Annotated in this window: 11 protein-coding genes; 9 read left to right on the top strand and 2 right to left on the bottom strand. The window is 64.5% G+C overall.

The annotated features are described in order from the left end of the window. The 3 genes from BANT918_RS13490 to BANT918_RS13480 all read left to right on the top strand — a co-directional run bounded on the left by BANT918_RS13490 (position 1) and on the right by BANT918_RS13480 (position 2,423). The gene (locus BANT918_RS13490; RefSeq protein ID WP_101620736.1) at positions 1–981 is read left to right on the top strand and encodes a hypothetical protein; all 981 of its coding nucleotides are present in this window, start codon (positions 1–3) and stop codon (positions 979–981) included. A gap of 87 nt (positions 982–1,068) precedes the next feature. After that, positions 1,069–1,842 carry an SDR family oxidoreductase gene (locus BANT918_RS13485; RefSeq protein ID WP_101620735.1) on the top strand — a complete coding sequence of 258 codons (774 nt, stop codon included), beginning with the start codon at positions 1,069–1,071 and terminating at the stop codon, positions 1,840–1,842. Between the two features lie 41 nt (positions 1,843–1,883). Beyond that, a complete protein-coding gene (locus tag BANT918_RS13480) occupies positions 1,884–2,423 on the top strand; it encodes a DUF421 domain-containing protein (protein WP_101620734.1) in 540 nt (179 codons plus the stop codon). A 32-nt stretch (positions 2,424–2,455) separates the two neighbouring features. On the opposite strand, the gene BANT918_RS13475 is transcribed toward BANT918_RS13480, so the two are convergent. After that, positions 2,456–3,403 (bottom strand): amidohydrolase family protein, encoded by a 948-nt coding sequence (locus BANT918_RS13475; RefSeq protein WP_101620733.1) that lies wholly within the window; start codon positions 3,401–3,403, stop codon positions 2,456–2,458. Between the two features lie 80 nt (positions 3,404–3,483). Between BANT918_RS13475 and BANT918_RS13470 the strand changes: the two genes are divergently transcribed. Both BANT918_RS13470 and BANT918_RS13465 read left to right on the top strand, forming a co-directional pair. After that, positions 3,484–4,308, top strand: a complete 825-nt coding sequence (locus tag BANT918_RS13470; RefSeq protein ID WP_101620732.1) for a DUF402 domain-containing protein — start codon at positions 3,484–3,486, stop codon at positions 4,306–4,308. A gap of 93 nt (positions 4,309–4,401) precedes the next feature. Beyond that, the gene (locus BANT918_RS13465; RefSeq protein WP_101620731.1) at positions 4,402–5,424 is read left to right on the top strand and encodes an NADP-dependent oxidoreductase; all 1,023 of its coding nucleotides are present in this window, start codon (positions 4,402–4,404) and stop codon (positions 5,422–5,424) included. A gap of 93 nt (positions 5,425–5,517) precedes the next feature. On the opposite strand, the gene BANT918_RS13460 is transcribed toward BANT918_RS13465, so the two are convergent. Continuing rightward, positions 5,518–6,510 (bottom strand): asparaginase domain-containing protein, encoded by a 993-nt coding sequence (locus BANT918_RS13460; RefSeq protein ID WP_101620730.1) that lies wholly within the window; start codon positions 6,508–6,510, stop codon positions 5,518–5,520. Positions 6,511–6,619: 109 nt separating this feature from the next. On the opposite strand from BANT918_RS13460, the gene BANT918_RS13455 reads away from it, so the two are divergent. From BANT918_RS13455 to BANT918_RS13440, 4 genes are read left to right on the top strand one after another with little or no spacing between them, the layout of a single operon-like run. Beyond that, a complete protein-coding gene (locus tag BANT918_RS13455) occupies positions 6,620–7,030 on the top strand; it encodes an MmcQ/YjbR family DNA-binding protein (RefSeq protein ID WP_101620729.1) in 411 nt (136 codons plus the stop codon). A gap of 45 nt (positions 7,031–7,075) precedes the next feature. Further along, positions 7,076–8,539, top strand: a complete 1,464-nt coding sequence (locus BANT918_RS13450) for a DUF3375 domain-containing protein (RefSeq protein WP_101620728.1) — start codon at positions 7,076–7,078, stop codon at positions 8,537–8,539. Continuing rightward, positions 8,536–9,243 (top strand): DUF4194 domain-containing protein, encoded by a 708-nt coding sequence (locus BANT918_RS13445; RefSeq protein ID WP_101620727.1) that lies wholly within the window; start codon positions 8,536–8,538, stop codon positions 9,241–9,243. Before BANT918_RS13450 ends, BANT918_RS13445 begins: the two co-directional genes overlap by 4 nt. Next, positions 9,240–12,704, top strand: a complete 3,465-nt coding sequence (locus tag BANT918_RS13440; RefSeq protein ID WP_233430488.1) for an ATP-binding protein — start codon at positions 9,240–9,242, stop codon at positions 12,702–12,704. Before BANT918_RS13445 ends, BANT918_RS13440 begins: the two co-directional genes overlap by 4 nt. Positions 12,705–12,728: the final 24 nt, after the last annotated feature.

The raw sequence follows: 12,728 nt of genomic DNA, 5'->3' as shown, positions 1-12,728 counted from the left end.
ATGCCTGCCACAGTCCACGTCAGCGAATCCACCCGCACGAGCATGCGCGTGATCATCACGATTGCCGCTCTCGTCGTCCTCCTTGTGCCCATCGCCTTCAGCGTCGCCCACGGGGCCTCACGCCTGAACTACACGAACCTCGAAGTCACGAAGTCGTTGCCGGCCTCCGTCAAGGATCTGAGCTTCGACCTCGACACCAGTGCCTCGGTTGTCGTCAAGACCACTGACACGGATGAGCCTTCTGTCAGGCTCAACGCCACCGGTCCCCGAGGCGAGGCACCGAAACTGCAGGTGAGAGGGTCCGGCAGCTCATCGACCGTGTCGATCGACGAGCATCGCAAACTCGAGAACTCCCGAATCGAGGTCATCCTCCCAGCAGCAAGCTCGAAGGAGATGAAGCTCGACTTCAACGGCGGCTTCGGTGCCATCGACATCGTAGGCGACTACCAGGAGATCGTTGCCAAGACCGATGGGGGCGCAGTCGACGTCAACGGCTCGGCCGATACCCTGCAGACCTCGACGGACTACGGCATGACGCACCTGACCGGAACCTTCGGCACCATCGAGTCCAGGACCGATGTGGGTACCCTTGACGGTTCGAACCTCAATGTCAGTGACCATGTCGACGCTGTGACCTCGACGGGGACGATCGACCTCGACTTCTCCAACGATATGGTTCCGATGTCGGGCATCGTGGCCAAGGCCGACGAAGGCTCGATCGACATCCGTCTTCCGCGTCTGGACCTGGCCCAAGAGAAGATGGCCGCCGAGGCTCCCGCTTCCAAGGACGACGACAGCGCTGATGACGCCAAGGATCTCTTCTACCGCATCAACGCGAACTCGAATCAGGGCAGCGTCGATCTGGCCAAGGATCTTAAGAAGTACGATGCGTCGAAGGATTCTAAGGCCGCCGACGGCAAGACGATCATCCCGGTTGCAGTGAGTGCTGACACCGGAACGATCTCCATCGAACAGAACTAGACTGGCGCATACGGTGCCTGTCGGCGCAACCGCCGGCGGGCACTGCGGCTCAGCAGTCACCACTCCACCGACATCAGGGGATGAGACATGCAGATCACCGTCTACGGCGCCACCGGAACCTTCGGCCGCAGACTCGTGGCACACCTGCGTGAACGTGAGCATTCGGTGATCGCCGCCCACCGCGGCATCGGAGTCGACACGTATGCCGGCGAAGGCGTCACCGAGGCGGGTGAAGGCAGCGAGGTCCTCGTCGACTGCGTCAATCACATGACGAATAACCGACACAAGGCACTCGACTTCTTCTCCCGCAGTTCACGTTCGATCGCCCTGGCCGCGGCAGAGAACCCAGGGGCGGCCATGGTGTGTCTGTCCATCGCGTTCCGTCCTGAGGTCGCCTCGTCCAAGCTGCTCGGCTACTACCAGGCCAAAGAACTGCAGGAGCGCGTCTATCGCAGGTTGGTGCCTGCCGATCAGCTGCTGATGTTCCGCTCGACCCAATGGTTCGAACTCGTCGAATCGATGACGTTCACCGCTGGTCCGGTGGCCTTCGTGCCGCGGATGCGAGTCCAAGCGCTGGCCACAGACGAGGCCGCGCGAATGATGGCCGAGGCCATTGATGCAGGAGAACGGGGAACCCTTGACGTCGCCGGCCCCGAGGTCAGCGACTTCCCGACGATCGCCGGCCGGATCGCTGTGACGAATGCGGATGCAGACTCGGCCCGAGGTACCGGAACACGCTGGTCACGTGTCTCGAAGATCGTTCCCATCCCGCTCCCGGGCCCGATGTCGACCAACGGACTCATTCCAGATTCGCCGAGGTTGTCCGCCGTCACCGTCGATGACTGGCTGCGCACCCACTGAGTCCGCATGTGAAGTTGTAGAATCCAGTCGGGAGGACATACATGAACTGGCTGGAATTCGGGCTCGACGGCATCGACGCGGTGAGGATCATCGTGTCCTCCATTGCGTTCTATATCGGCATCATCCTCCTCGTCAGGGTCTTCGGCCAACGCACCCTGGCCAGCCTCTCAAGCTTTGACCTCGCCTCCATCATCGCTCTCGGCGCGATCATCGGCCGTGCGATCCTCGGAGACACTCCGACGCTCATCGCCGGTCTGCTGGCCCTGGCCACCCTGCTGATGCTGCAGGCGCTGACCGGAAAGGCACGGCACTTCCACCGGATTGCGAGTATCGTCAACAGTCCCGCCATCGTGCTCATGGCCGGCGGTGAGCTGCTGACCGACAACCTCGCCAGGGCTCATGTCGATCCCGCCGAAGTGTATTCGAAGCTGCGCATGGCAGGCATCCGGCATCGCGCCGAGGTGGCCTGCGTGATCCTCGAACCGACCGGTCAGATCAGCGTGACCCGGCGAGGGGCGCCCATCGACGACGAGCTCCTCCGCGGCGTCATCGGAGCGGAGAGAATTCCCCGCGAGGACTGAGACTGCCTATGCTGCCCCGCGAGGACTGAGACTCAGCCTTCGAGCCCGAGGATCCGCGCGCCATTGCGCCACAGTACCGAACACATCCAGTCGTCGCCGAGGTCGAGCCCGGCCAGACCTGAGATCTGATCCGCATAGGGGTAGGGAATGTTGGGGAAGTCCGAGCCCAGGATGATCTTGTCCTGCAGGCCGGCCAAGCGTTCACGGTAAGCGGGGGCCACCTCGGCGGGGGAGTTGAAGAACCCGGAGGCGTACATGGTCGTGTCCAAGTGCACTCCACTGTAGTCTTCGGCGAGGGTGGCGAAGGCGTCGTACTCGGGCATGCCCATGTGGGCGATGACGAACTGCAGGGACGGGAACCGTTCGAGCACCTTCGCCACAGCCTGCGGGCCGGTGTGGGTGCCGGGCAGCGGCTCGGAGCCGGCGTGGATGACGATGGGCACCTGCGCCTCGGCCAGTGCCGCCCACGCCGGATCGAGGACGCGGTCGTTAGGGGAGAAGCCGCCCACCTGGATGTGGACTTTGAAGAGCCGGGCACCCGCCGCCAGCGCCTCAGGGACATAGTCGGCGGATTCCGGCTCCGCGTAGAGGGTGGCGCAGTGGATGACATCGTCATGTGCGGCGGCGAACTCGCGGTTCCATTCATTGAGCCAGGCTGCCATGCCGGGTTTGTGCGGGTAGGTCAGAGCCGGGATCGCACGGACGCCCAGGTCACGGACGATCTGCAGGCGCGTCTGCGTGTCGTAGCGGTAGTGGATGGGCCACGGGTAGCCGTAGCTGGCTTCGGCAGCGTCGAAGTATGCCCACACCTTGTCGAGGACGTTGGGCGGCAGGAAATGGATGTGGATGTCGGCGAGGCCGGGAATGTCCAAGGCCTCGAGGTAGGCCGGAATCTCGGCATCGGTGCGCGGCGGTTGGGTCGCGGTCGCGTCGCTGCGATTGCTCGCGTCTTTGCGATCGGGAAGGGTGAAGTTCTCCATGCCTCCACCTTAGGCGGCGAACCCTGAGGAAGGTCAGCAGCATCCAGCACCCACCCATGCCGCGCACCTAGACTGCCCTCATGGAGTTCACCGATCCGTACGAGATCGACGTCCCGCCAGGCACGCGTGGCGTGGGCGAGGGGCCGTTCTGGGGCCCTGGCGACACCGTGACCTGGTCGTTCCGGCGATTCGACTTCGACCGCGACCACGCCGAGGTGGTCCGGCCGATGCGTGTGATCGAGGACGGGCCGGCCGGCGCCGTCCTGTGGCTGGCCGGTGGCACCGAGACCACCGACACGAGGATAGTCGGCTGGGAAGACACGGACCCCCATGATGTTCCGCTCCGTGCTCGGTTCCGTCCTCCCGCCGAGGCGCCCCGCCGGATCAGCGTCCCGGGCAGCTGGCGTGGGGTCGGGGTGCTGAAGATCGTGCCGCGCCACGCTCCGTTCTCCGTGTGGGTGCTGCTGAAATCCGGTGCGGCCGGATCGATCTCGGCGCTCTGGTACATCAACCTCGAGGCCACCCATCGTCGCGCGAACGATGCGCTTTACACGAGTGATCACATCCTCGACATCACGTTCCCGCTCGACAGCGAACCACTGCACGCGCGCTCGGCAGAGGGGGCGAACGGGGAACCAGTGCTCAACCCGAACGGGGCGGTGTTCAAGGACGTGGATGAGCTCGCCGCCGCGGCGAACTACGGTGCGTGGCCACGTGAGTGGTCGGATGCCATCCGGCACAATGGTTCGCAACTGCTTGACCACCTCGGCGAGTTCACCTGGGCGTTCGACCCGAAGTGGGAGATGAAGGCTCGAGAGCTGGCGTCCGAGATGACCTCGAATACTTCGCGAAAACAGGAACATCACCGGGTCCAAAGTGGTTGCTACAGCAAGGACTGGATTTAGGCGCTGCCGGTTCGGCCACTGCCGATTCAGCCTCTCAGACACGCAACGACCGCGCGCAGACAGTGCGCGGCGGTGATGAAAGGAAGCATCTCGATGACGACAAACCACAGGATTCGTCTGAATTCTCGTCCGGTCGGCGAGCCGAAGGCGGAGAACTACCTCCTCGACGAGGTTGACCTGCCGACGCCGCAGGACGGCGAGGTCCTCCTGCGCACCCTGTACCTCTCACTCGACCCGTACATGCGCGGCCGGATGTCGGAGGCGAAGTCCTACGCGAAGCCGGTCGAACTCGGCGACGTCTTGGGCGGCGCCACGGTTTCCGAGGTCGTCGAGTCGAACTCGTCGAACTTCTCCGCAGGTGACACCGTCCTCGGCTACGGTGGATGGCAGGAGTACTCCGTCGAGAACGCCGCGCACCTGCGCCGCGTCGATCCGGAGATCGCACCGATCAGCACAGCCCTCGGCGTTCTCGGAATGCCAGGCTTCACCGCGTACGCAGGTCTCCTGGAGATCGGCCGTCCGCAGCCCGGCGAAACCGTTGCCGTCGCTGCCGCCACAGGTCCCGTCGGCTCCGTCGTCGGTCAGATCGCGAAGATCAAGGGTGCGAAGGCCGTCGGCATCGCAGGTGGACCGGACAAGGTCGCCCACCTGAACGAGCTCGGCTTCGACGTGGCACTGGACCACCGGTCGGGCAACCTCAGGAACGAGCTCAAAGAATCGGTGCCGCAGGGTATCGACGTCTACTTCGAAAACGTCGGCGGAGATGTGTTCTCGGCAGTGCTTCCGCGACTGAACACCTATGCTCGTGTGCCTCTATGCGGCCTCGTTGCCAACTACAACCTCACCGAACTGCCGGAAGGCCCCGACCGTTCGGGTGCACTCATGGGCAACATTCTGACGAAGTCACTGACCGTTCGCGGCTTCATCCAGACCGAATTCGTCGAAAAGTACCATGACGACTTCCTGTCCGACATGAGCGGCTGGATCAAGGAAGGAAAGATTCGCTACCGCGAGGACATCCGCCCTGGACTCGACAAGGCACCCGAGTACTTCAACGACCTGCTCAACGGCCGAAACTTCGGCAAAATGGTCGTGGCCGTCGGCGCGCAGAGCTGAGAACTGCTTCGGAGAGGTCCGTCGGTTGGTGCGTCAGACTACTCTGACTGTCGGTAGGTGCTGGTCGATCTGTGGCGGTTCCTCGACTGGCACTCACGCGAATTGGGCGAACGCCTCGGCGGGGTCAAGCCCCATGCTCAGGGCCAAGGTCAGGACGATGCGGGCCTTTCGGGAGTCGAGGATCCCGGCGGGAATGAGGCCGGACTCGAGCAGTCCGATCTCACCGCCGGGGTAGCCGTAGGTGCGGGTCAGGCTCGCACCCGAGCCAGGCCGTGATGCCAGGATCACGGGCATGGCCTCGCCGAGGCGGGCCACCGCCGGCACCAGGTGCTCCGGGACGTGGCCACCGCCGACTCCAGCGAGGACTGCACCGGTGAAACCGGAGTCGATGAGCTGGGTCAGTGTCTCCTCGGGTTCGCCCATGCCCACCTCGACGAGTGCGACCGGGGCAAGCGCTTCGGGGCGGGGGAGGCCCGCGAACGGCGAGACATCGACGGCGGAGGGCGAGTGGGGGAGTCGGACGGTGTCCTCGCTGAGCCAGCCGATGGCGCCGAGGACGGGACCGGAGGAGAACGCCGCGGTCGAGGTCACATGGGACTTGCGGACGAAACGCGGATCGTGGATCTCGTCGTTGAAGACCAGACTTGAGGGCAGCCCATCACTCAGGGGAGAGAGTGCAGTCAGGGCCGCAGCGCGCACGTTCGCCGGTCCATCGGCGCCGGGCAGGGTCGGGTTGCGCATGGCTCCGGTGGCGGCGATGTGAGTCGCCGAATCATTGAGCAGCCAGAGGGCGAAGGCGCTCTCCTCGAGAGTGTCGGTGCCCTGGGTGAGGACAATGCCATCGGCCCCGCTCGTGCGGGCCAGTTCGCGGACCTCGAAGATCATATCGAGGGTGACATTGGCGCTGGAGACCTGCGATACCTGGGTGAAATCGGCCTCCAGGTCCGGCCAGATCTGGTCGAGGCCGGCGGCCGCGGCGATCTCTGCTCCGCCCAGAGCCGGCGCCACTCCACCCGACTGGTTCGGGGTCGACGCGATGGTTCCGCCGAGGGCGGCGACAAGGAGGTGAGGAGAGTTCGCAGACATGGGGATGATTCTATCGGTCGGCCAGCTGGTTCGATGCTGACCCGTCCACCCTGACTCGTTCACCCTGACTCGTCCATTTAGTGTCATGGCCGTTTGCTAGCATCCAGGCATGGATCCTGACACCGTGCTCGCACTCGCTCATGACCAGGCGATCCAATATCCGTCGGTGGAGATCGAGCACCCGTTCGGGCCGGAGTATGCCGTGTACAAGGTGCGCGGGAAGATGTTCCTGATGTTCTTCGATCTGCGCGGCGTGCCCAGCATGAATCTCAAGATCGACCCACTCGACTCGGAGGTGCTGCGCGACGCCTACGAGGAGATCACCCCTGCCTATCACATGAACAAATTGCACTGGATCACGGTCGCCGGCGCAGGCGAGGAGGATGCCGCAGGCACTACCCTCGACGTGGACCTACTCCATGACCTCGTCCTCGAGTCCTACTGTCTGGTCGTTGCGAAGATGGCCAAACGTGATCGTCCCGTGGACCCGGCGACGTTCGGAGGCCGAGCCGATGACTAACCCCGAAGTTGGCAACGGACCCCACCGGCGCAGACAATAGGTGACATGTCCGCCCTCAGCTCCGCACTCGCCTACAGGCGACTGCTCGATGCGAATGCCACATTGCGCATGCTGCGGGCCGACCATCTCCCGGTCATGGCCGCGGTACTGGGCACTCACCTGGGCAGGCCCGGCACCCGAATCTCCACCGAAGACCTGCACGAGTCCATCGACTCCGACCTCGAAGAGCTGCGCGACCACTTTGATCTGTCCACGCGGACAGCCAAGGCCTACTGCGACGACTGGCGAAGGGCAGAGATCCTCGTCCGCCGGCCGGCCACCTCGGCGAGGGGTGAGACCTACGAACTCTCCGCGGCGGGATTCGACGCCATCCGCATGCTCGAACAGCTGCGCACCCCACCCCAGACCGCGACCGAATCACGACTGGTCAGCCTCGCCCAGTCCGTACGCCAGTTGGCCATCGACACCGATCCGGACAGCTCCCGTCGGCTGGCATCCCTGCGAGCCGAACGTGACCGCATCGATGCTGAGATCGCTCGCGTCCGCCGCGGCGACCCCCGCTCGATCGTCCTCGACCGGCGCCGCGCGAATGAACGCGTCGGCGACATCCTCCAACAAGCGCAGGGCCTGCCCGCCGACTTCGCCCGCGTCCGCGCCCGCTTCGAAGAGCTCAACCAGGAGCTGCGGATCTCGATACTGGCCGCCGAGGACTCACAGTCCCAGGTCCTTCACGAGGTCTTCCGGGGCGTCGACCTCATCGAGTCCTCCGATGAGGGCAGAACGTTCTCTGCCTTCTCCGCGCTGGTCCGCGATCCCGAGCAGGCCTCGGCCTTCGACGAGGACATCGCAGCGATCCTCGACCGCGACTTCTCGGCCACGCTGACGGTCGAGACCCGCCGGTCGCTGCGCACCCTGATGCGACAGATGAAGGACGGCTCCCGCGAAGTCTCCGACATCCTCTCCGAATTCGCTCGCGGACTGCGCCGCTACGTCCACTCCCACGAATTCCAACGCGACCGCGTGATGCGCACGCTGATTCAGGATGCTCTGGCCGCGGCGGCCCCGGTCTCACAGGTGCGCAAACCCTATGACACCCTCGGCGTGGATCTTGAGCTTTCGAGCGTGGCATTGGGCAGCGTCGGGGAGGTCGTCCTCCACGACCCAGACGAATTCGATGCCGGTGCCGAACTGGGCGAGGCCACTGAGACCGAAGTCGACTTCGCTGAACTCATCGCCGTCGCCCGGGAATCCGAGATCGACTTCTCCGAACTCAGCGACAACGTCAACCGGGCGATCCGTGGTGCCGAGCAGATCTCCGTCGCCGAGGTGCTCGACCATTTCCCAGCCTCACAGGGCCTGGCCAGCGTCGTCGGCCTACTATCCCTTGCCAGCACCTATGGCAGCGTCGACCCGGAAGTGCGGGACCGACTCGAATGGGCAGGGGTGGACGGAATTGCGCGCAGCGCCACGATCCGCCGCCACTACTTCACCGAAAGCATCACACTATGAGCGATTCCGCAGACACCCCCACCGAGGTTGAAGCCTCCGCCCAGAATCCGAGCGCGCTGTGGTTTCAGGACACGGGAACCCTGGGTGAGCGCACCCGCAGGGTTCTGCTCGAACTGCTCAAAGGCCCGTATGTCTCGGGCGCACAGAGTCCGCAGCTGTGGTCAGCACTCGTCGCCGATGAGGCCATTGTGCGATCACGGCTCCACGACCTGTTCCTGGAGCTCGTCATCGATAAGATCGACGAATTCGCCTTCACCCGCAAGGTCGTCACCGAGGAGGTCGATGTGCCCGCGGCTGTGCGCAGCGAACGGTTGACCTTCCTCGATACCGCTATGCTTCTCGTTCTGCGTCAACTGCTCCTGGCCGCACCCGGCGAGCGGCGTGTGATCGTCGATCGCGAGGAGGTCTACGAACGCCTCGCGATCTACCGCACCGGCGACGAATCGACCTTCCAGCGCAATCTCAACGGTGCCTGGAACCGGATGAGCAACCGTCTGCGTGTCCTCCACAAGGCCGGCGAGGAGCGTTTCGAGATCTCGCCGATGGTGAAGTTCCTCATCGACGAGGACCAGGTGCGCGAGCTCATCGACGTCTACGAACGCATCGCGGCGGGAGAGGCCAAGGGCTCCATCGCCGAGGCAGGTCTCGGTTCCGTCGAGACCGACGATTCCGAGACCGACGATCCCGAGGAGGACGAGGCATGACCGAGGCGCTCTTCCCGATCGATGCCGCACTCATCGCTGATCAGGCCCGTGCCCGCGGTGCCGATCGTCCCGACGTCGGCAGCCAGTGGCGGCTATCGGAGATTCAGATCGCGAACTGGGGCACCTTCGACGCGGACATCCACCGCATTCCTGTCTCCCACAAGGGCCACCTGATCACCGGGCCTTCGGGTTCGGGCAAGTCCTCGCTGCTCGACGGCATCGCCGCCGTACTCACGCCGGACAAGTGGCTGCGCTTCAACGTCGCCGCCCAGACCGCAGGCAGTCGGATCGATCAGCGCAGCCTCGTCAGCTATGTTCGCGGCGCATGGACTCGCACAGCGGATTCCGATGAGGACCGTGTCGTCAGCAAGTACCTGCGTCCACGTGCCACCTGGAGCGGCATCATCCTCCGCTACGACAATGGCACGGACCGTCCGCTGTCGCTGGCCAGGCTCTTCTTCATCAAGGGCTCGGGCACGAAGATGACCGACCTCTCCGACGTCTGCATTCTCGAACGAGCAGGCCTCGACCTCGCCGACCTGCAGCAGTATGCGCGGAGCGGACTCGAGACCAGGAAGCTCAAAGCAGAGCATCCCGAAGCGCTCATCACCTCAAACGGTTCCCACGCCAGGTTCTATGCCCGAATGCGCAAGGTATTCGGCATGGCCAGTGAATCGGCGCTGCAGCTGCTGCACAAGACCCAATCGGCCAAGAGTCTCGACAGCCTGGACCGGCTCTTCCGTGACCACATGCTCGAACCGCCGGTCACCTTCGACCTGGCCGAGACCGCGGTCAACCAGTTCGGGGACCTCAAAGACGCCCACAACCACGTGGTCGAACTGCGCCGCCAACGCGACCACCTTCTCGAACTGCGCGAGGCCTCGAACCGATACGACTTCGCCCATGAGTCCGCGGCGAAGTCGATCGCCCTCAACGATGCTCTGCTGCCGTTCCAGAAACGACGCGAACTCGACCTCATGCGCTCAGACCTCTCGGCCCTGCGCCGGGAGCTTGTCGAAATCGAAGTCGCTGCCGACCGGGCCAAGAAGGACTACGACGCTGCGGTCGACGAATACGATCTCACCCGCCGCGCCACCCTCGACCTCGGTGGCTCGGAGGCCGAACACCTGCAGCAGCGCATCGACACGGCTGAAACCGAACGCCGGGCCATCGCCGATCGGTGGGCCAGCCTCGAGCGACAGCTGAAGCAGGCGGACATCGAACAGGTGCCCACCTCGGCGGCGGAATTCGCCGAACTCCAGGCCCAGATCGCGTCCACCCTCGACGAGGAGACACAGGCCGCAGGACCCAGCCATGCCGACCACGATCGTTTCTCGAAGGCCCGCGCACAGGTCAGAGAACTGGAAGCTGAGATCGACTCCCTGCGCCGTTCGGGCTCGACCGTGCCGGGCAATCTGCTCCAGATCCGGCAGGAACTGGCTGAGGGCACCGGACTCAGTGAGAAGGCATTGCCCTTCGCCGCCGAACTCATCGACGTCGATCCCGACCACGCAGCCTGGACCGGGGCGATCGAACGCGTGCTGCGCCCGCTGGCACTCACAGTCCTCGTGCGCAGCGAGAACCTCGGAACGGTCCGCTCCTGGGTCGACGCCCACCGCATCAAGGGCCGACTCGTGTTCGAGGAGATCCCCGCCCAGGCGGCGAGACCACGACCCGTGGGCAGCGCGAAGTCCCTGGTCAACAAGGTCACTGTCGCCGAAACAGGGTTCGGGGAGTGGATGCATTCCACCCTGTCCGAACGCTTCGACTTCGCCTGTGTCGAGCGCCCCGACGAACTTGACGACCATCCCCGTGCCGTCACCATCAAGGGACAGATCAAGACCTCCCGGACCCGCTATGAGAAGGACGACCGGCGTCGCATCGACGATCGCAGCCAGTGGGTGCTCGGTGACCGGGAGAACAAGCTCGAAGCCCTCATCGCCGCCCTGAAAGAAGCCCAGGCGGAGCTGGCAGAGGCCGAATCCGTCGTCGACGCAGCGAACGCGGAGACCGCACGGGCCCACCGCCGGAAGGGCATCCTCGCCGGAATCCGCGAACAGTCCTGGCGCGATGTGGACCTGGCCGGGGCCAAGGAGACGATCGCGACCCTGGAGAAGGCCCTGCGTGAACTCGAGGACTCCGACGGTGACCTGCAGCAGGCGATCGGGGCCGAACGCGAGGCTCGTGCGGCGAAGGAATCCGCCGAGGCCGCCACCCGCGATGCCGACTACGGACTGCGGCGGGCGAACGAGGAGATCACGAGTCTGCGGGCCGGTCTCAGTCGTCTCGAGGACGACGTCAGTGCCGGGGTCATCCCCGAGGTGGATCCGAGGATTGCCGAGGCGCTCGAGGCCCGGTTCACAACGATCCAGCGCAGCATCAGACGCGAGTCTCTGCCGGAGATCGGCCAGCAGGTCTCCCAGGCCCTGCAATCGGAGAAGGACAAGGCGCAGGCCGTGGCGACCGAGGCAGGTCAGGCCGTCACCCGGCTGGCCGCTGAGTTCAAGGCCGCGTGGTCGTCGGTGGCCTCCGACCTCACCGCCGATGTCGCCGATCGGCATGACTATCTCGGGATGCTCGACGAAATCCTGGCTCACGGACTGCCCGATCACGAGAACAGATTCCGGGACCTGCTGCGGCAGCGCTCCCGCGATCTCATCGGCGAACTCCTCAACGAGATCCACGCCGCACCACGCGAGATCGAGGACCGGGTCGCGCCGATCAACTCCTCCCTCCTGCGGTCCCAGTTCGACGAGGGCCGCTATCTGCGGTTGAAGGTCAAGACTCGGCGCAGTGAAACCGTCAACGCCTTCATCTCCGACCTCCGCAAGGTCGCCGGCGGCACCTGGGGTGAAGAGGACATGGCGACTGCGGAGGACAAATACGACACCCTCGCCGAGGTGATGCGCCGGTTCTCCTCGAGTGAGCACGTCGACAAGGTGTGGAAGAACCACTGCCTCGACACTCGTCTCCACGTGAGCTTCCTGGCCGAGGAGATCGACGACCACGGTCGTGCCCACGCCACCTACGATTCCGGTGCTGCGATGTCCGGCGGTCAGCAGCAGAAGCTTGTGATCTTCTGCCTCGCAGCGGCACTGCGCTACCAGCTGGCCGATCCCGATGAGGCGATTTCGAAGTACGGCACGATCATCCTCGATGAGGCCTTCGACAAGGCCGACACGAGGTACACGCGCATGGCACTCGACATCTTCATCGAGTTCGGGTTCCACATGGTGTTGGCCACCCCGCAGAAACTTCTGCAGACCATCGAACCCTATGTCGGTGCGGCGACCGCGATCGAGAACCCGAGTCGGCAGAAGACCCTGGCAGCGACCATGGTCTGGGACACGGAGAATAGGGAGGAGCCCAGCGGTGGAGCCGACGCGGACGAAACGGTTGTTGGTGACCACGCAGGCATCGGCGATCACGCAGGCACGGATGAGAATGACGATGAGAGCTGAGCGGGTGAGGCGTCGATGAGGACT

The organism is Brevibacterium antiquum CNRZ 918 (genome assembly GCF_900169145.1).
GTDB classification, from domain to species: domain Bacteria; phylum Actinomycetota; class Actinomycetes; order Actinomycetales; family Brevibacteriaceae; genus Brevibacterium; species Brevibacterium koreense.
Note: the sequence above shows the minus strand (reverse complement) of the source record. Positions and strands in the feature narration are given on the sequence as shown.

Bases quoted from the DNA above. Each gene is read 5' to 3' on its own strand.
- BANT918_RS13490 (WP_101620736.1), top strand. From the start codon at position 1: ATGCCTGCCACAGTCCACGTCAGCGAATCCACCCGCACGAGCATGCGC.
- BANT918_RS13485 (WP_101620735.1), top strand. From the start codon at position 1,069: ATGCAGATCACCGTCTACGGCGCCACCGGAACCTTCGGCCGCAGACTC.
- BANT918_RS13480 (WP_101620734.1), top strand. From the start codon at position 1,884: ATGAACTGGCTGGAATTCGGGCTCGACGGCATCGACGCGGTGAGGATC.
- BANT918_RS13475 (WP_101620733.1), bottom strand. From the start codon at position 3,403: ATGGAGAACTTCACCCTTCCCGATCGCAAAGACGCGAGCAATCGCAGC.
- BANT918_RS13470 (WP_101620732.1), top strand. From the start codon at position 3,484: ATGGAGTTCACCGATCCGTACGAGATCGACGTCCCGCCAGGCACGCGT.
- BANT918_RS13465 (WP_101620731.1), top strand. From the start codon at position 4,402: ATGACGACAAACCACAGGATTCGTCTGAATTCTCGTCCGGTCGGCGAG.
- BANT918_RS13460 (WP_101620730.1), bottom strand. From the start codon at position 6,510: ATGTCTGCGAACTCTCCTCACCTCCTTGTCGCCGCCCTCGGCGGAACC.
- BANT918_RS13455 (WP_101620729.1), top strand. From the start codon at position 6,620: ATGGATCCTGACACCGTGCTCGCACTCGCTCATGACCAGGCGATCCAA.
- BANT918_RS13450 (WP_101620728.1), top strand. From the start codon at position 7,076: ATGTCCGCCCTCAGCTCCGCACTCGCCTACAGGCGACTGCTCGATGCG.
- BANT918_RS13445 (WP_101620727.1), top strand. From the start codon at position 8,536: ATGAGCGATTCCGCAGACACCCCCACCGAGGTTGAAGCCTCCGCCCAG.
- BANT918_RS13440 (WP_233430488.1), top strand. From the start codon at position 9,240: ATGACCGAGGCGCTCTTCCCGATCGATGCCGCACTCATCGCTGATCAG.